The organism is Maribellus sp. CM-23, assembly GCF_021354595.1.
GTDB lineage: Bacteria > Bacteroidota > Bacteroidia > Bacteroidales > Prolixibacteraceae > Draconibacterium.
The window spans coordinates 1244557-1268487 of sequence record NZ_JADWYJ010000001.1 but is presented as its reverse complement, the minus strand read 5'-3'; the positions used below and the strand labels follow the sequence as shown (position 1 = coordinate 1268487).

General features: G+C 45.2%; 25 protein-coding genes and 1 tRNA gene. 21 read left to right on the top strand and 5 right to left on the bottom strand.

Going from position 1 to position 23931, the window contains the following annotated elements:
* The first annotated feature begins 60 nt into the window (after positions 1-60).
* Together rbsK and INQ51_RS05050 are read left to right on the top strand one after the other, a co-directional pair.
* Entirely contained in the window at positions 61-966 is a 906-nt protein-coding gene (gene rbsK, locus INQ51_RS05055; RefSeq protein WP_233376791.1) for a ribokinase, read from the top strand.
* Between the two features lie 50 nt (positions 967-1016).
* Complete coding sequence (locus INQ51_RS05050; protein ID WP_233376790.1) at positions 1017-2018, top strand: GRP family sugar transporter; 1002 nt, start codon at positions 1017-1019, stop codon at positions 2016-2018.
* Between the two features lie 72 nt (positions 2019-2090).
* Here the strand turns inward: INQ51_RS05050 and INQ51_RS05045 are convergent, their stop codons facing one another.
* Both INQ51_RS05045 and INQ51_RS05040 read right to left on the bottom strand, forming a co-directional pair.
* Complete coding sequence (locus tag INQ51_RS05045; RefSeq protein ID WP_233376789.1) at positions 2091-3566, bottom strand: Gfo/Idh/MocA family protein; 1476 nt, start codon at positions 3564-3566, stop codon at positions 2091-2093.
* Positions 3567-3764: 198 nt separating this feature from the next.
* Positions 3765-4388 carry a fasciclin domain-containing protein gene (locus INQ51_RS05040; RefSeq protein ID WP_233376788.1) on the bottom strand — a complete coding sequence of 208 codons (624 nt, stop codon included), beginning with the start codon at positions 4386-4388 and terminating at the stop codon, positions 3765-3767.
* A gap of 404 nt (positions 4389-4792) precedes the next feature.
* Here INQ51_RS05040 and INQ51_RS05035 point away from each other — a divergent pair, with 404 nt between their 5' ends.
* Entirely contained in the window at positions 4793-4933 is a 141-nt protein-coding gene (locus INQ51_RS05035; protein WP_233376787.1) for a hypothetical protein, read from the top strand.
* Positions 4934-5227: 294 nt separating this feature from the next.
* Here the strand turns inward: INQ51_RS05035 and INQ51_RS05030 are convergent.
* Positions 5228-5304 (bottom strand) — tRNA-His (locus INQ51_RS05030).
* Between the two features lie 177 nt (positions 5305-5481).
* Here INQ51_RS05030 and INQ51_RS05025 point away from each other — a divergent pair.
* The 6 genes from INQ51_RS05025 to INQ51_RS05000 all read left to right on the top strand — a co-directional run bounded on the left by INQ51_RS05025 (position 5482) and on the right by INQ51_RS05000 (position 9768).
* Entirely contained in the window at positions 5482-6036 is a 555-nt protein-coding gene (locus INQ51_RS05025; protein WP_233376786.1) for an RNA polymerase sigma factor, read from the top strand.
* Between the two features lie 10 nt (positions 6037-6046).
* A complete protein-coding gene (locus INQ51_RS05020) occupies positions 6047-6553 on the top strand; it encodes a hypothetical protein (protein ID WP_233376785.1) in 507 nt (168 codons plus the stop codon).
* 16 nt (positions 6554-6569) lie between these two features.
* Positions 6570-7658 (top strand): DUF4097 family beta strand repeat-containing protein, encoded by a 1089-nt coding sequence (locus INQ51_RS05015; protein ID WP_233376784.1) that lies wholly within the window; start codon positions 6570-6572, stop codon positions 7656-7658.
* 145 nt (positions 7659-7803) lie between these two features.
* Positions 7804-8523, top strand: a complete 720-nt coding sequence (locus INQ51_RS05010) for a head GIN domain-containing protein (RefSeq protein WP_233376783.1) — start codon at positions 7804-7806, stop codon at positions 8521-8523.
* A gap of 4 nt (positions 8524-8527) precedes the next feature.
* Positions 8528-9019 (top strand): hypothetical protein, encoded by a 492-nt coding sequence (locus INQ51_RS05005; protein WP_233376782.1) that lies wholly within the window; start codon positions 8528-8530, stop codon positions 9017-9019.
* Positions 9020-9117: 98 nt separating this feature from the next.
* Positions 9118-9768: a hypothetical protein gene (locus INQ51_RS05000; RefSeq protein WP_233376781.1), complete on the top strand. Its 651-nt coding sequence runs from the start codon at positions 9118-9120 to the stop codon at positions 9766-9768.
* Between the two features lie 44 nt (positions 9769-9812).
* Here INQ51_RS05000 and INQ51_RS04995 read toward each other — a convergent pair whose 3' ends face one another.
* The gene (locus INQ51_RS04995; RefSeq protein WP_233376780.1) at positions 9813-10727 is read right to left on the bottom strand and encodes a sugar phosphate isomerase/epimerase family protein; all 915 of its coding nucleotides are present in this window, start codon (positions 10725-10727) and stop codon (positions 9813-9815) included.
* 123 nt (positions 10728-10850) lie between these two features.
* On the opposite strand from INQ51_RS04995, the gene INQ51_RS04990 reads away from it, so the two are divergent.
* From INQ51_RS04990 to INQ51_RS04970, 5 genes are all read left to right on the top strand, one after another.
* Entirely contained in the window at positions 10851-11786 is a 936-nt protein-coding gene (locus INQ51_RS04990) for a DMT family transporter (RefSeq protein WP_233376779.1), read from the top strand.
* Between the two features lie 38 nt (positions 11787-11824).
* Positions 11825-12328: a YkgJ family cysteine cluster protein gene (locus INQ51_RS04985; protein ID WP_233376778.1), complete on the top strand. Its 504-nt coding sequence runs from the start codon at positions 11825-11827 to the stop codon at positions 12326-12328.
* Between the two features lie 191 nt (positions 12329-12519).
* Complete coding sequence (locus tag INQ51_RS04980) at positions 12520-13014, top strand: hypothetical protein (RefSeq protein ID WP_233376777.1); 495 nt, start codon at positions 12520-12522, stop codon at positions 13012-13014.
* 127 nt (positions 13015-13141) lie between these two features.
* Complete coding sequence (locus INQ51_RS04975; RefSeq protein ID WP_233376776.1) at positions 13142-13465, top strand: hypothetical protein; 324 nt, start codon at positions 13142-13144, stop codon at positions 13463-13465.
* Between the two features lie 235 nt (positions 13466-13700).
* Positions 13701-14525 (top strand): alpha/beta hydrolase, encoded by an 825-nt coding sequence (locus INQ51_RS04970; RefSeq protein WP_233376775.1) that lies wholly within the window; start codon positions 13701-13703, stop codon positions 14523-14525.
* Between the two features lie 136 nt (positions 14526-14661).
* On the opposite strand, the gene INQ51_RS04965 is transcribed toward INQ51_RS04970, so the two are convergent.
* Positions 14662-15534 carry a PIG-L deacetylase family protein gene (locus INQ51_RS04965; protein ID WP_233376774.1) on the bottom strand — a complete coding sequence of 291 codons (873 nt, stop codon included), beginning with the start codon at positions 15532-15534 and terminating at the stop codon, positions 14662-14664.
* Between the two features lie 317 nt (positions 15535-15851).
* Between INQ51_RS04965 and porQ the strand changes: the two genes are divergently transcribed.
* From porQ to INQ51_RS04930, 7 genes are all read left to right on the top strand, one after another.
* Entirely contained in the window at positions 15852-16880 is a 1029-nt protein-coding gene (porQ, locus tag INQ51_RS04960; protein ID WP_233376773.1) for a type IX secretion system protein PorQ, read from the top strand.
* A gap of 54 nt (positions 16881-16934) precedes the next feature.
* Entirely contained in the window at positions 16935-17630 is a 696-nt protein-coding gene (gene cmk, locus INQ51_RS04955) for a (d)CMP kinase (protein ID WP_233376772.1), read from the top strand.
* The gene (locus INQ51_RS04950) at positions 17627-18490 is read left to right on the top strand and encodes a 4-hydroxy-3-methylbut-2-enyl diphosphate reductase (protein WP_233376771.1); all 864 of its coding nucleotides are present in this window, start codon (positions 17627-17629) and stop codon (positions 18488-18490) included. Before cmk ends, INQ51_RS04950 begins: the two co-directional genes overlap by 4 nt.
* Before the next feature lie 59 nt (positions 18491-18549).
* Positions 18550-21021 carry a primosomal protein N' gene (gene priA / locus INQ51_RS04945; protein WP_233376770.1) on the top strand — a complete coding sequence of 824 codons (2472 nt, stop codon included), beginning with the start codon at positions 18550-18552 and terminating at the stop codon, positions 21019-21021.
* A 139-nt stretch (positions 21022-21160) separates the two neighbouring features.
* A complete protein-coding gene (locus tag INQ51_RS04940) occupies positions 21161-22111 on the top strand; it encodes a bifunctional heptose 7-phosphate kinase/heptose 1-phosphate adenyltransferase (protein WP_233376769.1) in 951 nt (316 codons plus the stop codon).
* A 121-nt stretch (positions 22112-22232) separates the two neighbouring features.
* On the top strand, positions 22233-23036 hold the full coding sequence (locus INQ51_RS04935; RefSeq protein ID WP_233376768.1) for a ParA family protein: 804 nt from the start codon (positions 22233-22235) through the stop codon (positions 23034-23036).
* A gap of 9 nt (positions 23037-23045) precedes the next feature.
* Positions 23046-23915 carry a ParB/RepB/Spo0J family partition protein gene (locus tag INQ51_RS04930; protein WP_233376767.1) on the top strand — a complete coding sequence of 290 codons (870 nt, stop codon included), beginning with the start codon at positions 23046-23048 and terminating at the stop codon, positions 23913-23915.
* Positions 23916-23931 lie beyond the last annotated feature (16 nt).

Sequence of the window (23931 nt, the reverse complement as noted above, 5' to 3'; positions counted from 1 at the left end):
TTTTTGTTTATATGTTTGTGTGCGTTCGCCAACGTTTCTTGAGGTGCTAAACAAATAATTATGAATAATAAAATCGTTGTGGTCGGCAGTTCTAATACCGACATGGTAGTGAAAACCAGTAATTTCCCCTTGCCTGGGGAGACAATTATCGGAGGAGAGTTTTTGATGAATCCCGGAGGAAAGGGAGCCAACCAGGCGGTTGCTGCCCGGCGTTTGGGAGGAGAGGTTGTATTTGTCGGGAAAACCGGTAACGATATTTTTGGCAAGCAGGCTGTAAAACTTTTGACTGCAGAAGGAATAAATACTGACAAAATGCTGGTGGATGATAAAAGTCCGAGTGGTGTGGCATTGATTACCGTTGATAGCAAAGGTGAAAATTCCATCGTTGTGGCACCCGGTGCGAATAGCACTTTGGTCCCCGAGGATCTTGAAGGTATCGACACAATATTGAAAGAGTCAGCTGCGGTTATTTTGCAGCTGGAAATTCCGTTGGAAACCGTTGCTTATGTGGCCGGCTTAGCAATTGACTTGCATAAAAACGTGATCCTCAATCCAGCGCCCGCACAGGCATTGCCCGATTCCTTGTTGAAAGGGCTTTACCTGATCACTCCTAACGAGACCGAGGCTGGACAGCTGTCCGGAATTGAGGTGAAGGACATTGAGTCGGCTCAGAAGGCGGCAGAATTGCTGGTTGAAAAAGGGGTGCAGAATGTTATTGTTACAATGGGATCGGCTGGTGCTTATGTTTTTAGTCCTGAATATACAGGATTAGTGGAAGCGCCCAAAGTAAAGGCGGTTGATACCACTGCAGCAGGAGATACTTTCAATGGAGCCTTGGCTGTTTTTCTTTCAGAAGGAAAGAGAATGGAAGAAGCTGCGCGTTTGGCTTGCATTGCTGCATCAGTATCGGTTACCCGAAACGGTGCTCAGGCCTCTGTGCCTTTCCGAAGTGAAATAGAAGGATAAAATGCGTAATCAACTAAACCAATTAAAAACAATCCATAAAACTTACAACCATGTATATAGTAACAAGTTATCCGTTTGCGATATTTCTTTGTTTTATCACGATGCTTTGCTGGGGGTCGTGGGGGAATACCCAAAAACTGGCCGGGAAGACCTGGCGTTACGAGCTTTTCTACTGGGACTATGTTCTCGGAGTACTTCTGCTGTCGCTGATTTTTGCATTTACCCTTGGTAGTTCGGGAGACGCCGGTCGCGGTTTCCTGGAAGATCTGAAACAGGCCGATTTGGGTAATATTGGTAGTGCGTTTTTAGGTGGAATTATTTTTAATGCTGCCAACATTCTACTTTCTACCGCTATTGCCATTGCCGGAATGTCGGTGGCTTTCCCGGTTGGAATTGGCCTTGCGCTTGTTTTGGGTGTGATCATCAATTACATGGGCTCACAAAAGGGCGATCCGGTTTTTCTTTTTCTGGGTGTTGGGCTTATCACCATCGCTATTTTATTGAATGCGGTGGCCTTTAAGCGGGCATCTTCCGGAAATCAAAAGGTGACTACAAAGGGAATTCTTGTTTCAATTCTTGCCGGTGTGCTGATGTCTTTCTTTTATCGCTTTGTCGCAGCATCAATGGACCTGGATAATTTTGTTAATCCGGCGCAGGGAATGATGACGCCTTATACGGCGGTAGTTGTATTCTCGCTGGGAGTTTTCTTAAGCAATTTCCTGTTCAATACTATTCTGATGAAGAAACCTTTAAGTGGCGAACCAACCAATTACAAGGCCTATTTTAAAGGCAAACTGCCGATTCATTTGGTGGGAGTATTGGGCGGAATTATCTGGGGTATTGGAAACTCATTAAACCTGATTGCTGCGGGTAAAGCCGGTGCCGCTATTTCTTACGGACTAGGGCAGGGTGCCACTTTAGTAGCTGCACTTTGGGGTGTTTTTATCTGGCGCGAGTTTAAAAATTCACCCAAGGGAACAAACCCCATGTTAACGCTTATGTTTATCTTATTTGCAGCTGGTATTGTTTCCATCATTTATGCCGGAGCATAAAAGCAAAGCCGCATAGAAATTAATTCTGAAATTTATTTCATAACGATAGGGAATGGGTTTAAGCAATGATGCTTAAATCTGTTCCCATCCTTTTCTGTAAGTATGCCTGATCCATTCTTCGGCAGTTGCTTTTGCCGGAAGTTTCATATATTCTTTGCTGAAACGGGGATCGCCATTCACTACTTCAAAATCGTTTTTCGATAAAATACGCAGGTTGTCACTGTCCGAAATATTTTTGAAACGCATATTCGGGCCATCCCACTGTAGTTTTCGTTCCAGGCTTTGAAGTCGCACTGCCAGAACTCCCATCACCACCATTTCGTTTAGCGGGCCGGCATAAGCAAAGTTTGAAGAAGCTTCTACGCGCGTTTCTTTATTCTCTTTACATGCCCGTATCCAGTCTTGTTCGTGACCACCTTCCATGGCATTTGAAATTCTGCGGATCGACATTACGGGTGGTTCAAAATGAGCCATTTCAGATGTGGGTAACAGTGTTGGATTGGCTCCATAGGTTCCGCACATTATTTTGCCACGCGTACCATAAAAGATACAACCGCCACCGTCGTCGCCCATTTTTTCTCCGTCTTTTAATTCATCGGGGCGGGGAGGCATAAATCCGCCGTCGTACCAGCTAACCGTAACTTCGGGCATAGCTACTTTGGGTAAGTTGTCTCTTCGCGGAAACTCATAGCGAATTACCTCGGCATTGGGAGCTGAGTCGTTGTTAAAAGGCGTGGAGCTTGCTTCCACTGAATTCGGGTATTGCAGGTTCAGTGCTTTGAACACGGGGTCGATAATGTGGCACCCCATATCGCCTAAAGCGCCGGTTCCAAAATCCCACCAGCCGCGCCAGTTCCAGGGATGATAAACCGGATTGTATTCACGAAACTGTGCCGGGCCGATGAACAGATCCCAGTCCAGTTCTTTGGGAACGCGCTTGCCTTTTTCAGGCCGGGTAAGTCCCTGCGGCCAGATTGGGCGGTTGGTCCAGGTATCAACATGGGTGACTTCGCCAATGGTTCCGGCCCATATCCATTCGCAAATCTGCCGGATTCCGTCGGCCGAATTTCCCTGGTTGCCCATTTGAGTGGCAACACCGTACCGTTGGGCAGTTTCGGTCATGATCCGCGATTCGTATACCGAATGTGTCAGCGGTTTTTGCAAATACACATGAATTCCCTGGCGCATGGCTATCAGTGCCGGAAGCGCGTGCGAATGATCGGGCGTGGCAATCATAACAGCATCAATGTCTTTCTGTTCTTCCAGCATTACGCGGTAGTCCTTGTATTGTCGGGCGCGGTACCAGCGTCGGAACGAGTTCCTGCCGGCATATTCCGAGTCCACATCGCATAGTGCCACAATGTTTTCGGTTTCCATGTGCAATAGGTTGGTGTAACCCATTCCGCCCACACCGATTCCCGCAATGTTTAGTTTGTCGCTGGGGGCTTTGTGTCCAAGCCCGGCGATAACGTTTGAAGGTACGAGGGTTACCCCTGCAAATCCGGCAGCTGCCGTTCCGATAAATTTTCTGCGTGATACTGTTCCCATGTTTTGCCGTTCAAAAGTGCCGGAAAAATAGGAAAAATATAAGCATCAGCCTATTATTTTATTTTTTTGAAAGGCTTTTAACAAAATTTAGGTTTGAGATGGTATGGGTACGTTTTCCGGCGGAATGTTGGTCATAAAAGAAAAAAGGGCGACCTGCAAAAGATCGCCCCTGTTTTCTGGCTATGTTGTTAAATTGTTTTACAACGAAATGGGCAGAATCACACTGTCAATTACGTGAATAATGCCATTGGAAGCTGATATATTTGCGGTTACGATGGTCGCCTGGTTACCCACTGCCCAAATCATGCCTTCGGAGTCAACCATGAAAGTGGCGCCTTCAAGCAATGTTTCAATGGTTCGCGGGCTGTTCTTCGGAACCACACTGTTGGCCGCACGGCGACCTTCGGTAACGTGGTAGAGCAAAACGTTCAACACCGTTTGCGGATCTACTTCGGTGATGCCTCCAACACCAAGTACATCGTACAGGGCTTCAAATGCTGCATCGGTTGGCGCAAATACTGTGTATTGGTCTGTTCCGTTCAAAAACATATCAACCAGACCGGTCCCCAGTTCGGTGTCGACAAAAACCAGTGCTGAAACGAGTTCGTCAAATTCTCCGTCATCTGCCAAGGCAATTTCGGCAATGCTTAACTCGGCTTTTTTAACTGCTTTTCCTGCTTTCAAGTCGCCTTCTTCATACGAAGCCGGGGCAAGGTCGTCCGTTTCTTTTTCACAACTGATGGTAAAAAATGCCATGGCCAGTATGCCGGCAAATGCTAAAATTCTCAGGTTTAATTTCTTTTTCAGACTAAGTGTTTTCATGTTCTAATTGTTTTAATGATTTAACTTCAGCATTAATAACTTCATTTAAATAAAAATTGTTTAAATACTGGATTAAAAAAATAAACAAATAATGATTATTTCACTTGTTTTACTAGGTTATATTGGGGTTGTAAAAGTATGTTAAAATAAGTTAAACTGTATGTGTAAGTAAAAAATTTCAGAGGGTTTTGGATGGTTGAATCCGTTTTATCTCTGGTTTGTCATGCTTTTTATGCAATTTTCGGATGCAGACCCGAGGTTCAGCCTGAACAGGTTCTTGGGAAAACATTTTACTATTAACAACTTGGTTGAAGATTTTAAGGACAGAATACAAGGCTTAATTATAGCTTCTTCTTTTTGCCACAGAGTTTTGATGTGGTGATGCAAAATCGCTCAAAAACGGGATGTTACGCCTGGAGATTGAATTGGTGCGTTATGCGTGGAAGAATATTGAAACAATGGTAGCGGGCATAAAAAAAGCTCCGAATTTCTTCGAAGCTTTTTGGGTGGAAGATCCCGAGCACTCGGGACGACCTTTGGAATAGAATACAAAATATTTTGATTGTAGCCATTACTGGCGTCATTGTCATGTGAGTTTCATTTTTTACGGAATGAATTTGATTTTAGTCATTTTTCTGTCAGCGGCGGCTTTTTTGTACCCTTTTTCAATCCCGGGTAGTCGGGAGAAAAAGTATTTCCGCCAGGAAAGATTTGAATCAGTTGAATTCAGGAATAAGAATCTTCAATATTATCAATTGATTCCTAATGTTTAGAAATAGAGAAAATTGCGGTTGGGATCTGTAGAAATAAAAAAAGCTCCGAATTTCTTCGAAGCTTTTTGGGGTGGAAGACCGGACTTGAACCGGCGACCTTCGGAACCACAATCCGACGTTCTAACCAACTGAACTACATCCACCATTTTGATTGCGGGTGCAAATATAAATATTTTATTGTTTCTGCAACTGAATTTGAATAAAAATCGAAGTGATTTCTGAAGGAACAGTAATATCCTGAAAAAATAGATACAAATTACTTGTAGTTTCTTGCAACCCCTCCCAAATTATTTTGTCATTAAAAACGGAAAGAAAAGCAATTGGTACCAAAACAGCACATACACAAAAACATAATCGAGGCGTGTAAAGAAGGGAAAGAGAGTGCCCGTTATGAATTGTATCAATTGTATGCAAGAGCAATGTTCAACGTTAGTTACCGGATGATGAACAACCGTGAAGAGGCGGAGGATATGTTGCAGGAATCGTTTACTTTGGCATTTATGAAGATCGATTCGTACCGGTTCGAGTCGAGTTTTGGAGCCTGGCTGAAACGCATCGTAATAAACACCTGCATCAATACCATCAACAAGCGGAAAGTTGAGCTGAGCTATTGCGAAGAGATTTACGAGCATGATCGTGCTGAGGAAAACGAGGAGGCAGAGCCGGAATATACCGTGGAAAACATTACCCGCGCTATGGAACAGCTCCCCGAAGGAGGCCGGATGATTTTTTCGCTGTACCTGCTGGAAGGATACGATCATGTTGAAATTGCGCAAATACTGGGGATTAACGAATCTACATCGAAAAGCCAGTACATGAGGGCTCGGAAAAGGATAGCCGAGGTATTAAGAAGTCAGAAAATGAGTGGATTTTAAAATGAAAAAAATGAAGAGGGATAGTTTAGAGGATTTTGTAAAAGCCAATCGTGAGGACTTTGATTTCAGAGAGCCGTCGCCGGAGGTTTGGAACAGGATTGCCCAAAGCAGCAAGCCTCAAAAAGTGATATTCCTTCGTACGTATTTATTAAGAGTGGCTGCGGTGCTTGCCATCGCCATTGTGAGCTCGGTTTTAGTGTTGAAAACCGAAGTGCTGGTGCCAAACAGGCTGGTGAAAAATGCCGATCCTGAGTTGTTGGAACTAATGGAAACCGAAGCTTTTTACTCGCACCAGGTAGATAAAAAGATGAAAGAAATTCAAAAGTGTTATTTTACCAACCCGGAAGTAAAGGATGATATTGAATCGGATTTAAACGAACTGGAAGGCATGTACAAAGTGCTGAAAAGCGAACTGGACGAAAACATCTCGAATAAAAGTGTGATTGAAGCGATGATCGAAAACAACCGCTTTCGCCTGAAGCTTTGCGACGATGTGCTGGCGCAAATAAAGTGTTAACCGGAGAACAATGAGAATGATGAGATTAGTTGGATATATAATGGTGATCGCTTGCCTGTTGCCTTTTTGGGGACACGCGCAGTATTCTGAAACAAAGGAAATCAGGAGAGCTTTTTCGGTGTTGCCCGCTACGCAGGTGGAGATTGCAAACAAATACGGGAAGATCGACATTAAAACCTGGCAAAAAGATTCAGTGGTTTTTGAGATAAAGATCCGTGTTGAAGAGAAAAAGCAATCGAAACTGGACGAACTATTGCGCGACATCGATTTCGATTTCACCGCAAGCGACCATTACCTGATCGTTTCCACCAAGGTTCAGCAGAATAAAAGTGCGCTTGGAAAGGAAATACTAAAGTTTAAGGAGACCCTGCTGAATTCGGACGGAAATATCCAGATCGATTACACGGTTTGGATGCCCAACACCAACCGGCTGAAAGTGGAGAACAAATTTGGTGATGTTTTTATTGGCGATTACAAAGGAGATGTGTGGCTGAACGTATCGAACGGCAACCTGAAAGCCTATGACTTTTTCGGCGATCTTGACCTGACCCTCAATTTTGCCGATGCCACTATCAATTCCATCCAAAAGGGGCGGCTCGACTGTAATTTTAGTAAGCTGTATTTAAAGAAGGCCGAGTCGGTGCGAATTCAGAGTAAGTCAACCGAATTCGAGCTGGAAGAAGTGAAAGACATCAATGCCCAGTCGAGAAGGGATAAATTCAGGATACAGCTGGCCGACCTGATCGATGCACAGGGAAGTTTCTCGACGTTTCGAGTGCGCGAGCTTTCCGACCGGATCAACATTCGGGCCGATTACGGGGGCGTGGAAGTGGAGAAAATTGCTCCCGATTTTGGCAACATTATTATCCAGTCGAAATCAACCGATATCGACTTGTATTTTGAACGCGAAACAAGTTTCAACTTCGAAATTAGTCACACAAAATCTACCTTGAATCTCAGTTCGGAAATGCAGGTAGACGATGAGAAATGGAGCGACGATGGCAAGACTTCGCAGGTTGTCGGGCACAATGGAGAGAAAACAAAAGGTGCTGCAAAGCTGAGTATTACAGCCGATTCGGGCGAGATTAATATTCGTACCCAATAATTTTTTTGATTTTTTTGTCGGAGTTTGCAACCCTTCCAAAATTACGCTGTCATTAAGAATACAGAAACAGAAAACATACAGGATTAATCTCCGGATTAACAAACAGAAAGCAAACAATTTTTCCATTAACAGAAAGCAAAAAGTCATGAAAACAATTACTTTTTTTACCCTTGGTGTGGTATTTTTACTGGTAAGCGCCGTGAGCTGCATCAACGATTTAGACATAAGCGGGAACGGCATTCAGGCAAGTGAATCCCGCACAGTGTCTGCCTTCTCGAAGGTTAATTCGTACGGATCGTTCTTGGTTCATATTTCCAGCGGGGAAGAATACAGCGTGGTGGTTAGTGCCGATGCAAACCTGTTGCAGCACATCGATACCTGGGTTTCGGACGGAAAACTAAACATTGAAATGGACAAGGTGCACACTGTTCGTACCATTGTTCCCATGGAAGTTTTTATTACCATGCCGCGCCTGAACGGGATATGCCAGGGTGGCTCCGGCCTTATTGAGTTCGATCATTTTCAGGATGATTACGTGGAAATGATTTTATCGGGATCGGGGAGGATCGAAGGCTCTTTTGCTACCCAGAAAGCCAAAATTCTTCTTTCAGGTTCAGGACGGATCGATCTTGCAGGTTTTGCCAATGAGGCGGATATTATCATCAGTGGCTCGGGAAGGATCAGCGGCTCAGACTTTGAAATTACCGAGTGTACCACTCTAACCAGCGGTTCGGGCGATATGTGGCTTACCGTCGGCGAGGATCTCGATAGCCGGATTTCGGGAAGTGGCAATGTTTTTTACTACGGAAATCCTTCGATCCGAACCCATATTTCAGGATCAGGCAATGTTTATCATCAAAACTAAGGTTATGAAGAAAGGACTACTACTATTACTGGCTTTGTTTCCCCTGTTTGCTTTTGCGCAAACTTTTAACCAGGCGGTGGGTATCAGAGCCGGGTTAACATCGGGGTTTGAGTACCGCGTTTATGCCAACGATGCCAATTCGTACAAGTTTTTGTTGGGAACCCGCGACGAAGGAGTTCAGTTGCATGCCATGAAAGAGTTTCACCAGTTCGACTTGTTCCGCCAAACCGATCAGCTGATTTTCTTTTACGGCGCCGGTTTTCATGTGGGGTACGAACAGTGGCAAAAACGTTACACCGGCTACAATGCCGAATGGTACAAGACCCGCACTGCCTTTTTGGCCGGGCTCGACGGCTTGGTGGGACTGGAGTACATTTTTTACGAAGTTCCCATTTCGATGGGGCTCGAAGCAAAGCCTTATTTCGACTTATTCGGTAGCCAGATGTTCAATATTGAATTGTTCGACATTGGCTTTACAGTGAAATATCATTTTTAAACAATTAAACATATTCAGAAAGTAGACGAGTCCGATGCCGGCATTTGAATGCAAGCCGGTTCTATCTGACTCTTTTAAACTCATTCAATTTTAATACCATGAAACAATTAAGCATTATTTTAGTATTGGTGCTTGGGGCGATCTATGCCAAAGCACAGGAAGAATACCGGGACGACCAGGTTCAGACACTTTTCTCCAAACAGCCAAACAATGGCTGGTACGGAGCTTTTTCGATGGGATATTCAGAAATCGACGGGCGTGATGCCCTGATTACGGGAGCACGCGGAATGTTTGTTTTCGACCAGACGCTGGCCATTGGGCTGGGAGGCTACGGTTTTGTGAATAACCTCGATTATCATAACAACATTTACGATAGCCCCGACCGCCGTTTTATGCTGGCAGGTGGCTACGGAGGTTTGATTGTAGAGCCCATCTTGGGTGGACGCAAAGCCGTTCATCTTTCGTTTCCGCTTTTGATTGGGATGGGAGGTGTTGCCTTACTTGAAAACGATCGCTGGGGATGGGATTGGGACATGGATCGCTACCACCCGGGACACGAAGTGGACAACGATGTGTTTTTTGTGCTGGAGCCTTCGGTAGAGTTGGAGTTTAACCTTACCCGCTGGTTCAGGGCGGCGGCCTACGCCAGCTACCGATTTACGTCGGATATAGAGATTTATCAAACAGAAGCAGATGTGCTGGATGGTTTCAATTTTGGGATGACCTTTAAATTCGGTAAGCTGAATTAAAGGGGTAAAAAAAGCCGGAATGAATGGTTCCGGCTTTTCTTTTTTTATTCGTATAAATCGATGTAATCCTGGGCTTTCAGGTATTCGATACTTTTTTTGCAGCTTTCAAGTGGCTCGAAATCGTAGCGTTCCACTTCCACCACTCCGTATTGGCAACCTGCTTTTTCGCGCTGTGCAAAAACAGAGGCGAAATCCATTTTGCCGCTGGCTCCTAATTCTTTTTCATCTTTTATGTGCCACAGTTCAAAACGGCCTGGGTATTTGTCGAAATAATCCAATGCGTTTTTACCTCCTTCAACAATCCAGTACAAATCGAGTTGGAACATTACTTTTGCGGGATCGGTAAGCTCCAGCATCCAGTCGTAAACCGGTTTGCCTTCCAGTTCGGTGCTAAATTCCTTGTCGTGGTTGTGGTAGCCAAAACGAATGCCGGCAGCATTGCATTTTTCACCTACCGCGTTAAAGTACTCGCAGTATTTTTTTAGTCCTTCCAGGCTTTCGTAGCCGGTAGATCCCATCCAGGGCTGAACGATCCATTTTACGCCGGCGGCTTTGTGCGCTGCAATGCAGGTATCCCACCAGGCCATGGTTTCGGCCCATTTTTCTTCAGTCGGAACATCTTGTCCGGTGTGTGCTCCCAGGTATTTCAAACCGTTGCTTTCACACAGGTTTTTGAATGCTTCGGGTTCCATGCCGTACATTTTTCCGTCGCCGTAACCGGCACTTTCCACAAACTTGTAGCCCATTTCGCCAACGGCCTTGAGCGTTGCCGTAGCATCTTTGCCCATGTCGTCGCGAACCGACCACAACTGAAGTCCTATGAACTTTTCAGCTTTGGCTGATTTTTGCTCTTCGGTAGATTTTTTGCCGGTCGATTGACAGGCTGAAAAAGTTAAGGACATTCCTGCCAATACAATCAGCAGCATGTAAAATTTAAAAGTGATTCTTTTCGAATGCATAATTAATTGGTATTAGGTAATCTTACAAGATTTTACTTGTGTATCACAAAGATGTGGCTTTTATTTAAATTGAAAACCATGTTCACAGTTTAATCACTAATTTCGACGCTTCAAATTCAAGGAATGAAGAACAAGGATTTTCTGGCATATGCCTCGGCCTTGGGAGCTGCTTTTTTCTGGAGTTTCTCATTTATCTGGTTCAAAATTGCTTACCAGGGATACGGCCCCATTACTGTGGTTATTTTCAGGTTGGCCATCTCGGCTGTGTTGATTACAGCCATTGCGCTTTTTATGAAACGCCTGCAAAAGCCCGAAAAAAAGGATATCTGGCTGTTTATTTTGATGGCTTTTTTTGAGCCCTTCCTGTATTTTATCGGCGAAAGCTATGGGCTTATTTATATTTCTTCCACTGTGGCGGCGGTAATTGTGGCCACCATCCCGCTGTTTTCACCTGTGGCAGCCTGGTTCTTTTTTCGTGAGAAAATCAGGTGGATGAATGCCCTAGGTTTGCTCTTTTCGTTTTTGGGTGTAGGACTGGTGGTGTTAAACGGTGCTTTTCAGTTCGATGCATCGCCCTTGGGTGTAGGTTTGGAATTTATGGCGGTTTTTGCGGCTATTTCTTATTCCATTGTGCTGCGTAAACTGGTGGGCAAGTACAACACTTTAACCATTTTGGCCTACCAGAATGTGATTGGAGTGGTGTTTTTTCTGCCCGTTTGGCTTTCGCTCGAAGTAAAGGATTTTATGCATCAGCCATTTCACGAAGAGGCATTTCGCGCCATCATCTTTTTAGCGGTTTTTGCATCTACCCTGGCCTTTGTTTTCTTTACGCAAAGCATCCGGCATTTGGGCGTGAACCGTTCCAATACCTTTATCAACCTTATCCCGGTGTTTGTGGCCATCCTTTCGTTTTTTATTCTGAAAGACAGTTTGGGCGTGCAGCAGGTGATCGGAATTGTGATTGTGGTGAGCGGTCTTTTCCTGGCTCAAATTAAAAGAAAGCGAAAACGAAGCACCGAATTGGAACCGATTGAAATTACCACGCAGCGAAAAGGATAGACAGTGGCCGGTTTTCAGTCGCAGTAATCAGAAAACAGATGAAAAGAATAGCGTATAAAACGCCGGAAGAACTAAAGCTCCTCACCGACAAAACGCGGGGAGAAACGGCGGCATTTCTGAAAAAGCTCAAAAAGAAAAAGCCCAAAGACCTGGATGATTTTGTACAGGGGCTGCACATCGATGCTTTTGCACAGTTTAGTTGCCTCGATTGTGCCAACTGCTGCAAAACCATTGGGCCGCGGCTGATCGACAAGGATGTGGAACGTCTGGCAAAGCACCTGAAAATGAAAGCTTCGGATTTTATGGAGCAGTACATCCGGGTGGACGAAGATGGCGACATGGTGTTTCGCGACCACCCCTGCCCGTTTCTTATGCCCGACAATTACTGCATGGTGTACGAGAGCCGTCCGCGTGCCTGCCGCGAATACCCGCACACCGACCGGAAGCGGTTTTACCAGATTCTGCAACTGTCGCACCTGAACTGCGAAACATGCCCGGTGGTGTACGAAATCATAGAGGAGTTAAAGCTGGAACAGCGCTAGATTGTTTTGATCTGTGTGCCTGCTTTCACGTTTTCAATAAGCTCGTTTGCCCGGGAAAATTATTTTCAATCAAACGAATGCGGGATGTGGAATTAAATATTATTTTAAACCCTGTATTAAAGAATAAATCTTGTTTCTCTTCCGTTTGCCAACTCGAACGAATAACCATCAAAATAGATAATCACAAACCGATGAAATTAAATGTCCGAATTTTGACTCTTTTTTTGCTGATGTTTTTTATCGCAGAGTCATGCTCTAAATCAGAAAATGAAGAAGCAGTTCCGAACTATGTTGGAACCTGGGAAAGAACCTGGCATGACGAGGAACTGGATGCCAATTTGAAGCAGGTTCTGATCCTTGAAGCGCTGGCATTCAATTCGGAAATTTCGGTACAGTCGGGCGATGCCTATGTTTTGAGCAAGAAATTCAGCGGAACGCTAGCCGTTGTCGACAACACCCTGGAAGCCCAAATAAAAAAGCTGGCCGTATTTAGTGAGAATGAAATAGTGCTGAACATCCGCGAGAGCGACAGTAGCTTTGGAGCGGATGTTTTCGCCCATTTATCAATTCATCCCGTTTTTGTCGGAGTCTGGTTTTTTGTGCCGGGCGAGTTAACCTTGCGGCTTGATATGGATGGCGATGGTTCAGTACGCGGCGATGAGGGATTGTTTGTTTTTCAGAAATAACAAACCCTTTTTCACCTTAAACTGAAAGCGGGAAACAAGCCTGAAAACCTGCTTTACAGTATATTCAGATGCCGGAGGAGGTAACGAAAAATAGCTAACTTTAAGCATCTTTCAAATACTGCGAATAATGGGATACCACGGAATGGGCATGCAACGTTGGATTACCACAATGAAGCCCAAGAAGTTTTTAGGGAAAAAGAGCAAAACCGACGGCGGTGGTGGTGGAAATATTAATGACCGAAGCGCCACCGAATATTATCACCTCGAAAACCGAAAGCTCGACAACCTTCAGAAAAAGAAATACCCCCGGGAATACAAGGCAAAGCTTCGTTTACAACTCATCAGGGAAAACAGGGGGCGTTACATCATGCTTGTAGTAAGTTTAGTTGTTGCGGTGCTTGCTCTGTGGCTTTTTGTCAATTACCTCAATTATAAATTGCACTGGTTTTAAGTGAATGAGATGATGATTTTGGGAGCAAAATCATTTAGTTAAAGTCCTGCCGGTAAAGTCCGGTGGGAATCCGAACATAAAAGCGGGCCTTTGGGAGCGATTTCCCCATTTTGATGAGGTCAAATAATATCAGATATTTCATTGTGATACCTCGCTGGCTTGCTGTCATTAGATTTATTGGAATTGTACGTAAAAAACCATACATATTTCTCAACTAACTCAACCCGTTAATGAAATGAAAAACAAACTGGTATTTTTTGTGGCAATACTTTTAAGTATTCCGGGCACCTTGTTTGCCCAGTTGAACAACGAGATTCCAATCACGCAAATAGTCCCGTACGATTCGGAGCTTTACGGAGAGAGCAGAAAACTGTACATAAGCCTGCCGATGGACTATCAGGATACAAAAAAGGACTATCCCGTTCTGTATGTATTGTTTCCGGAGTCGAATTATTTTCGGGCAAAGTCAGCCGCCTGGCATGTGGAAGGCAGCAATGGAATTCCCGAGTTTATCGTTGTTGGAATCAGCAACAAAGACAGTTGGAACGAAGTTTTCCCGTTTAAACTTGCCCGAAGATCCACTTCGGGGGAAGCCGACAAGTTTTTGGAATCGATTGGTACGGAAGTGATTCCTTTTATTGAGTCGAATTACAGGGCCGATTCGCTTCGTATCCTCGCCGGTTTTTCCAATAGCGCCATGTTTGCATGCCATGTCCTGGTGAAAAAGCCGGAGTTGTTTAAATCCTACATATTAAGCAGTCCGATGCTCGCTTATGGGGATGGTTATGTGCTGAAAGAAACAGTTGATTTCTTCAACAATACCCAAAGCCTTGATAAAACCTTGTATGTGATATACGGAGGGAATGATTATCAAAATGTATTGAAGGCCATGCCTCATTTTGAGACTTTGTTGAAAGAAAAGTCTCCCGAGAATTTAAAATGGAAGGTTGATCGGTTGGAAAATGAACATCACGTGCCCTATGTGGATGTTTACAACGGTTTGGTCTTTACATTTGAAAAGCTGAATGAAGAAAAGACGGCTTCTGCTGAGGAGCAATAAATGGGTAATTAGAGGATACTCTTATAAAATGAGCCATAAGTGTGAAGGATATCTCCTGACTGAGTCTGTCGATCCTGCACTTGTGGCTCATGATAAATAGCTAAAAGCCCGGAAATACAGCTTCCGGGAAACCTGTTTATTTCCCCATCATCGGAAACAGACGTCTGATTTCATCGTCCGACGGGTGACGTCCGAATTCGCAAATTTCAAACGATTCAGCAATCTTTACCTGTGCTCCTTTTTCCGCGCCGTACCATTTCACCAACGACTGGCGCAGCTCGTCGCCAATGGGGGAGATCCGAAAGCCTGCCAGCCATTTAACGCGTTGTTCATCGGTGGCCGGAACCTGATCCAAGGTACCGTTAAGCCACGGAAGCCACTCAAAAAACTGGGATTCGTGGGCTGCCATGCCGTAAATTTTTTGCTCAACAACATCGGTAATGTCCACTGCTATGTCAGGTTTAAAAGGAGAAGGCTTTTGGAAGCTATCGTGCGAGTACAGGAAAACCGGGTTTTTCTTCAAAGCCGGCACATCAGAAACAACGTTGGGTACCACCACCAAAAAGGCAGCGTCCTGAACCAGAAGTGCGGCATTGCGGTGATCGGGATGGTAGTCGTAGGGGCGGTGGCTGATCACGACATCCGCTTTCCATTCGCGAATGATACGAATAATTTGGTGGCGGTTTTCCAGGGTGGGCATCAGCTCCGCATCGTGGTTGTCGAGAACGGTATAGCTAACTCCCAGGCGTTTACCGGCTTCCTGTGCTTCAGCGCGCCGGATCCGGGCCAGTGCGCCGCCGCCTTTTTCGTGGTGCCCGGCATCGCCGTTGGTCAGGGAAACAAACAGTACCCGGTGTCCCATTTGCGCATACTTCAGCGCCGTTCCTCCTGCGTCGATGTCGCAATCGTCGGGATGAGCACCAATAACAACTACATTAATTTTTTCTTGTGAATAGGCTGCCAGTACAAAGGTGAAAATACTGAGGGAAAGGATAATAATTTTTTTCATAGGGTCTAATTGGGATTGGTTTATTGCCCGGATAAAGCTACTGATCTTTTCCCGGATATCGAATCCAATTTTTTGAATTTTGATTCAGGAGAAAAAAGGATAGCCGGGCTCTCTTTCGGGTAAGCAGAGGTTCTTGTGGCAAGCTGAGAGGTAGAAGCGGCAGGGGAAAGCAATAAGTTGCTGCCAGCTAAAACATTGACCTGAACAGGCATAAATGTCGAATTTGTATTCGGTTTAAGAAGTAATTCAGCGATTTGAAAGTTTCAAATTATACTAATTAATTACCTTTGGCGTTTTACTGAAAATTAAAATCGCGGATGAAGCGAAAAGTTTACCTCATTTTATTCCTCGGATTTTTGGTGTTAACCGGTCGTGCACAGATCGGGGGAGAAAATACGTACCAGTTTCTGGAGCTTACCAACTCGGCACGTATCGCTGCCTTGGGCGGCACCCAGATTGCGGTTCCCGATTCGGGCGACCTGAATCTTCCGTATCACAACCCTTCGCAGTTAACGCCCGACATGAGCAACAAGCTGCTGGTGAACTATGTAAATTACCTGGCCGATGTAAATTACGGTTACGCATCTTTTGCAAAGTCGTACGAAGGCATAGGGAATTTTGCGGTGGGGGTTCATTACATCAACTACGGAAAGTTTGACGAGGCAACCGAAGGGGGCGAACTGACCGGTGCCACCTTTAACGCGGCAGAGTATGCACTGAACCTGATCTATTCGAATCAATACAAGCGGCTGAAATACGGAGTGATTGTGAAACCCATTCTTTCGTCGTTCGAAACTTACCAGTCGCTGGGGATCGCTGCCGATGTGGGGCTTAATTTTACCAGCAAATCGGGTTATACCACTTTTGCGCTGGTGGCGCGGAACATGGGAACCCAGCTTACCACCTATTACGAAAACGGAAAACGGGAAAGCATCCCTTTTAACCTGCAGGCGGGTATCAGTCAGAAGTTGCAGCATGCCCCGGTGGTGCTGATGGCAACGCTTCAGAATTTAAACCACTGGAAACTTTATACGCCCGAAGAAGATCCCGATTTTACCACTGAAAATATTTACGAGCGCGACGAGAGTTTCACCAAGCAGTTTATGCGGCACCTGGTGCTGGGAGTGGAACTTATGCCATCGCCCAATTTTACCCTGAGGGCCGGTTACAATTACCAGCGGAGGCAGGAACTTAAGTTCGACGACAAAGCTTCAACGGTAGGGTTTTCGGCAGGTTTTGGGCTGAAGATTAAACGTTTCAGACTCGACTACGGCATCTCGCGTTTTCACCTGGCAGGCTCCTCCAATCTGTTCTCGGTGGCCATCAATCTGAACGACAATTTCTAAGAAAAGGACAAGAATATCTTAAATAATTCCCATCTTTGCTGATGCGAAATCGTTATGAGTACTAAAAAAATTATCATTGCCGTCGACGGACATTCTTCCTGCGGGAAGAGTACCATGGCAAAGGCCCTGGCAAAAGAGCTGGGCTATGTTTACATCGATTCCGGAGCCATGTATCGCGTGGTAACTTTGGTTGCACTTCGAAACGGCTGGATTGAAAACAAGGTTCCCAATAAGGAGAAAATCATGGAGGGCTTGAAAGACATTCGCATTACGTTTAAGTGGGACGAGGAAAAGGGGATGAACACCACTTTTCTGAACGGAGAGAATGTGGAGGACGAGATTCGCCAGTTGGAAGTGTCGGAAAATGTAAGCCCGATCAGTACCATTGCCGAGGTGCGCGAAGAAATGGTACATCAGCAACGCGAAAACGGCCGGAACAAAGGCATTGTAATGGATGGCCGCGATATTGGAACGGTGGTTTTTCCGGATGCGGAGCTGAAAATTTTTATGACAGCTTCTCCCGAGATCAGGGCACAACGCCGCTACCTCGAGTTAACAGAAAAAGGACAGGAGGTAAATTTTGAGGAGATTCTGGCGAACGTGGAAGGAAGGGATAAAATCGATTCAACGCGCGCAGTAAGTCCGTTAAAAAAGGCCGATGATGCGGTAGTACTCGACAACAGCCATTTGAGCCGCAAGGAGCAGCTGGAGTGGACGATAAACAAAGTAAAGGAGATTATTGAAGCATGATTGTTGAGATTGACAGAGGTTCGGGATTTTGTTTTGGGGTAATTAATGCCATCAAGGCGGCAGAAAAAGAATTACAACACGAAGACAAACTTTATTGTCTGGGCGATATTGTGCACAACGGAAAGGAAGTGGAGCGGCTGGAAAACATGGGGCTGAAATCCATTACCAAAGATGAATATTTTACACTGAGCAACTGCAAGGTGCTGATCCGTGCACACGGCGAACCTCCGGAAACTTACGAATATGCTGAGAAAAATAACATCGAACTGATCGATGCCACTTGTCCTGTGGTGCTGACACTGCAGGAAAAAGTAAAAGGGTCGTACCTGCAAAACAAATTGCAGGAAGGCCAGCTGGTGATTTACGGGAAAAAAGGCCATGCCGAAATTATTGGCCTCGACGGGCAAACCGATAACAACGCCATTGTGGTAGAAAGTGTGGCCGACGTGGACAAGATCGATATGAGCCGCCCGGTTTCGTTGTATTCTCAAACCACCAAGCGCATCGAGGATTTCCACGAGATTGCCGATGCCGTTAAATCAAAAGTGCAGCCCGGAGTTCCGCTTCAGATCAAGGATACGATTTGCCGGCAGGTATCAAACCGGGTTCCCAACCTAAAGAAATTTGCCATTAAATACGACCTGGTTCTTTTTATTGCCGGCGTAAAAAGCTCAAACGGGAAATATCTTTTTACCATTTGCGAGGAAGTTAACCCGAATTCAAAAAAAATTACGGGCATCGAAGAGATCGATCGCGAGTGGTTTCAAGGTGTTAACTCAGTGGGCATTTGTGGTGCAACTTCCACTCCCAACTGGCTGATGGAAGACGTTGCCGGCTGGGTACGCGAGAATTTCGCGTAGTCCTTGGCTTTCCCCCTGAAAACTTTTTTGCGTACTTTTAGGCAAGGTAAATTCTATACATGCCACAGCTTTTTGCTCAAGTTATATTGCCTCTTTCTTTGCACGATGCCTACACGTATCGCATTCCTCCGTCGATGGAGCGGGATGTGGCGCCGGGCAAGCGAGTGATCGTACAATTCGGACAACGGAAATTTTATGCCGCTTTGGTTAGTTCGGTTTCTACTGAAAAACCGGAGGACATTGAGGTCAAGGAAATCCAGCAGGTACTCGACGAGCATCCGGTGGTGTTGCCAAAGAACTTTGAAATGTGGCACTGGATCGCCAAATACTATTGCTGTACTTTGGGCGATGTATTTCGCGCAGCGCTGCCCACGGGGCTGAAGCTGGAAAGCAAATCCAAAATATTTCTTACCGGATCGGAAGAAGAATTTCTGTTGACAGATGTTGAGCAAAGTCTGATGCTGGAAATTGAGAAAGGCACCAATGTACTGGCAGAACTGGAGCGCAAATTAAAGGACCGGTTTTCTTACCCGGCGCTAAAGGCCCTGATGCAGAAAGATCTCGTTTATGTAGAGGAAAAGGTGCACGAAAAGTACCGGCCCAAAACAGAGGCTTTTGTAAAACTGCACCCCGATGTTACCTCGGAAGAGGTGCTGAATAAAAAGGCCGGAGAAATAAAACGCGCCAAAAAACAGGAGGCTTTGTTGTGGCATTTTTGTTCAGCCATCAATGCTTTTGAGAAGGGCGGACTTTCTGAAATTGCGAGAAAAGACCTGTTTGAAGGGACAAATTTCACCACGTCAATTTTAAAAGGCTTGGTCGACAAAGAGGTACTGATTCAGTATCAGAAACAGGTTTCCCGTATTGAAGAGGAAAAGACCGAGCAGGTGAGTCTGAACCTGCTGAACAAGTACCAGGCAAAAGCGCTGGAAGAGATCCGGGAATCGTACGAGTCGAAGCAGGTAACGCTTATTCATGGAATTACTGCCAGCGGAAAAACCGAGATCTACATTCACCTGATTGATGAAGCGATAAAAACCGGAAAGCAAGCTTTGTATTTGGTCCCCGAAATTGCGCTGACCACTCAAATCGTTCAGCGTTTAAAGAATGTTTTTGGTCACAAAGTGGGGATTTACCATTCGCGGCTGAATAGTTCGGAGCGGGTGGAGATATGGGAAAAGACACTTCTGTTTCAGGAAAAACCAGGCGAGGGCTACCAGGTGATACTGGGCGCGCGCTCAGCTGTTTTCCTGCCGTTTTCTGATTTGGGATTGATCGTGGTGGACGAAGAGCACGAGAACTCCTTCAAACAATTTGATCCGGCACCGCGCTACAATGCACGCGACATGGCCGTCGTTCTTGGCTTCCAGCACCACGCAAAGGTGTTACTCGGGTCAGCAACGCCATCTTACGAATCGTATCACAATGCGTTAACCGGAAAATACGGCCTGGTGAATCTTACGCGGCGCCATTCCGAGATGGAGCTCCCGGAGATTTTGGTGGCCGATGTTAAACGAGCCTACAAGCGGAAGGAGATGCATTCGATTCTTTCCCCGCAGCTTTACAATCTGGTTGAAGATGCGCTGGAAAAAAAAGAGCAGGTCATTCTTTTTCAAAACCGGCGGGGTTATTCGCCTTTTGTGGAATGTTTCACCTGCGGGCACATTCCGAAGTGTACCCGGTGCGATGTAAGTCTCACCTATCATAAATACAAAAAACGGCTTAGCTGCCATTATTGCGGCTATTCGTATCTGTTGCCCGACCGTTGCGACGAGTGTGGTTCACCCGAGCTCAAAACGCGTGGTTTCGGAACCGAGAAAATTGAAGACGAAATCAAGCAGTTGTTTCGTAATGCGCGAATCGACCGGATGGACCTGGATTCAACGAAAACAAAAAATGCCTTTGAGAAAATTGTGCGAAACCTGGAGGACGGGAAAACCGATATTTTGATTGGCACCCAAATGGTAACCAAAGGTCTTGATTTTGAACATGTGAGCGTAGTTGGCATCCTGAATGCGGATAACCTGATCAACTTTCCCGATTTCAGGGCACACGAACGGGCGTACCAGCTTATTTCGCAGGTCGCCGGGCGGGCCGGTCGGAAACACCGCCGCGGAACCGTGGTGATCCAGACTTCGCAACCCGATCATCCGCTCATTCAACTCATTCAGGAGCAGGATTACCAAAAAATGCTGAAACAGCAGTTCGAAGAGCGGCAGCTCTTTAAGTATCCGCCGTTTTTCAGGCTGGTAAAAATTGTGGTGAAGCACAAAAACATCGATACGGTGGATAGAGCCGCACAGGAACTTGCCAACGGTCTTCGAAAAAACAAGGAGCTGGTGATTCTTGGGCCCGAGTTTCCGTTGATCAGCCGAATTCAATTGTGGCACCACAAAGAAATATGGATCAAAATTGATCGGAGGCTTCACCTGGACCAGGTAAAGGAGGGAATTATGGCGGCCGTAAAAAAGGTGAGATCAATGCCTTCGCTCAGCAATTGTATTTTTAATATCGATGCCGACCCGATGTAAAACCAGATTGTTGATTCGCGGTTGACTTTTTATGGTACAGGACATTTTTCCTGCTTCGTTTTTTTTATAGATTTGTAGCGCTTAAGACCTTTTTGTGAATAGTAAAGAAGTAAATCAAATCTTTGAGCAGTTTTCCCAAATGCGAGTAATCGTAATTGGGGATGCTATGCTTGATACGTATCTCTGGGGAAAAGTAGAGCGTTTGTCACCGGAAGCACCGGTGCCGATTGTGTCGGTTACCAAGCGTGAGAACCGTTTGGGCGGGGCTGCCAACGTATCGCGAAACCTGCAGGCTTTGGGAGCTACCCCGGTTTTGTTCTCGGTGGTTGGAGAAGACGATAATGGGAAGGAATTCTTAAGCCTGCTGGAAAAACGGGAGCTTGCCCGAAACGGAATCTTTGTTGATCCCAGCCGGAATACAACAGTTAAAAACCGAATCATTAGTGGAGGAAAGCAGATTGTTCGGGTAGATGAAGAATCTACCAGTATTATTTCTGTCGAGATGGAGAAAATTCTGGTAAATGCAATCTTGAAGGAGCTGGATGAAAATCCGGTGGATGTGATTGTTTTTGTGGACTACGACAAGGGAGTTGTAACACCGTCGTTGTTCAATGCAATTAACAAGGTGGCTCTTGAGCGAAAAATTCCGACGGCTGTTGATCCTAAGAAACGAAATTTCAGGAATTACCGGGATGTGACTCTTTTTAAACCCAACTTTAAAGAGTTTGTGGAAGGCACGGGTTTGCAAATTGCCAAAGATGATCTGGAAGCACTGAAAGCTTGCGCCGACAAATTCAAAAAAGAGCAAAACCTAAAGCTGATTTTTATTACACTTTCCGAATTGGGTGTTTTTATCAGCAACGGGGTAAAAGAACAATATTATCCGGTGGTAATTCGCGACATTGCTGATGTTTCAGGAGCCGGAGATACCGTTATAAGTGTAGCGAGCCTGGCCATGGCAGCAGGTCTGCCCCCAAAAATGATGGCGCTGATGTCGAACCTGGCAGGCGGCCTCGTTTGCGAAAAGCTGGGCGTTGTGCCGGTGGATGCAGAGCAGTTGCGAAAAGAAATGAAATCCAAGAAATTTTAATCCACGATTTTAGTCCCCAATCGTTAATAGCCTAGTGATAACACGTTGATAAAAAATGTGAGCAGGTTAGGGGTAAATTGTTACCTTTGAAATCACTCTAAAAAAAGAAAAAGACGCGTAAATGGGAAAAATAATTTCATTGGCAAACCAAAAAGGAGGGGTAGGAAAAACTACCACAACGATCAATCTGGCGGCTAGTTTGGCAGTGTTGGAGCAGAAGGTTTTGGTGATTGATGCCGACCCGCAGGCGAATGCAACCTCGGGTTTGGGTTTGGATGTGAACAATGTGCAATCGAGCATTTACGAATGTATCGTAGATGAAATTGAAGCTTCCAAAGTAGTTTTGAAAACTCAGATTGAAAACCTGGATATTATTCCTTCGCACATTGATTTGGTAGGAGCTGAAATTGAAATGTTGAATTTGCCCAACCGGGAGAAGGTGTTGAAAAATGCCATTGAACAGTTAAAAGAGGTCTATGATTTTATTTTTATCGACTGTTCTCCGTCTTTGGGATTGATTACCGTAAACGCACTTACGGCGTCCGATTCTGTCATTATTCCGGTTCAGTGTGAGTATTTCGCATTGGAAGGTTTGGGAAAACTGCTGAATACCATTAAAATTATTCAGAGCCGTTTAAATCCTGAATTGTCGATTGAAGGCTTTTTGCTGACCATGTACGACGGGCGTCTGAATCTTTCGAACCAGGTGTACGAAGAAGTGAAGCATCACTTCCAGGAAATGGTATTTGAAACCGTTATTCAGCGAAATGTGAAGCTGAGTGAAGCGCCGAGTTACGGAAAACCGGTAGTTTTGTACGATGCCAGTTCGCGCGGAGCAATCAACCATATGAACCTGGCCCGTGAAATACTTCAGAGAAACGAGATGACCCAAATGTCGAAAGAAAAGAATGTAGTTATAAATTAGAATATTGTTATGATGGTTAAAAGGAACGCACTGGGAAGAGGGCTTGGAGCACTGATCGACGACGCTGAAAAAATTCAGAAAGGTGCCGGTATCAGTGAAATTGAATTAAGTAAAATTGAAGCAAATCCTTTTCAGCCGCGTACCAAATTCGATGAGGATGCACTTCAGGAACTGGCTACTTCCATCAAGGAAATTGGCTTGGTGCAGCCGATCACTTTACGGAAAATTGCAGAAGACAAATACCAGATCATTGCCGGAGAGCGCCGTTTCAGGGCCTCGCAACTGGCAGGTATGACTAGTATCCCGGCTTACGTTCGAAAAGCCAAAGACGACGGCATGCTCGAAATGGCCCTGGTTGAAAACATCCAGCGCGAAGACCTGGATGCGATCGAAATCGGTCTTAGCTACCAGCGTTTGATGGAAGAACTGGGATATACGCAGGAAGAGCTTAGCTCGAGAGTGGGTAAAAAACGTTCGACGATTGCCAATTACATGCGTTTGCTGAAACTTCCGGCCATCATTCAAAAAGGACTGATCGACAAGGAAATATCGATGGGACACGCCCGCGCGATTATCAACATTGAAGATGCCGATACACAGATCATGATTTTTGAACAGATCGTGAAGCATGGTTTTTCGGTGCGCAAAGTTGAAGAAATTGTTCGCGACCTGAACAATGGCGGAGAAAAAGACGCGGCGAAAGTGGTAAAAGAGAAGTTTCCCAAAGCGTTCGAATCGGTTAAACATCAGCTTACAAGTATTTTCAATTCCCGTGTCAGTTTTTCGATGGATGAGAAGGGAAAAGGGAAAATTACGATTCCTTTTAAATCGGAAAAAGACCTGGAGAGAATTGTTAAAATAATTGAAAATCAAAAATAAAGCGAAACGAGTCTTC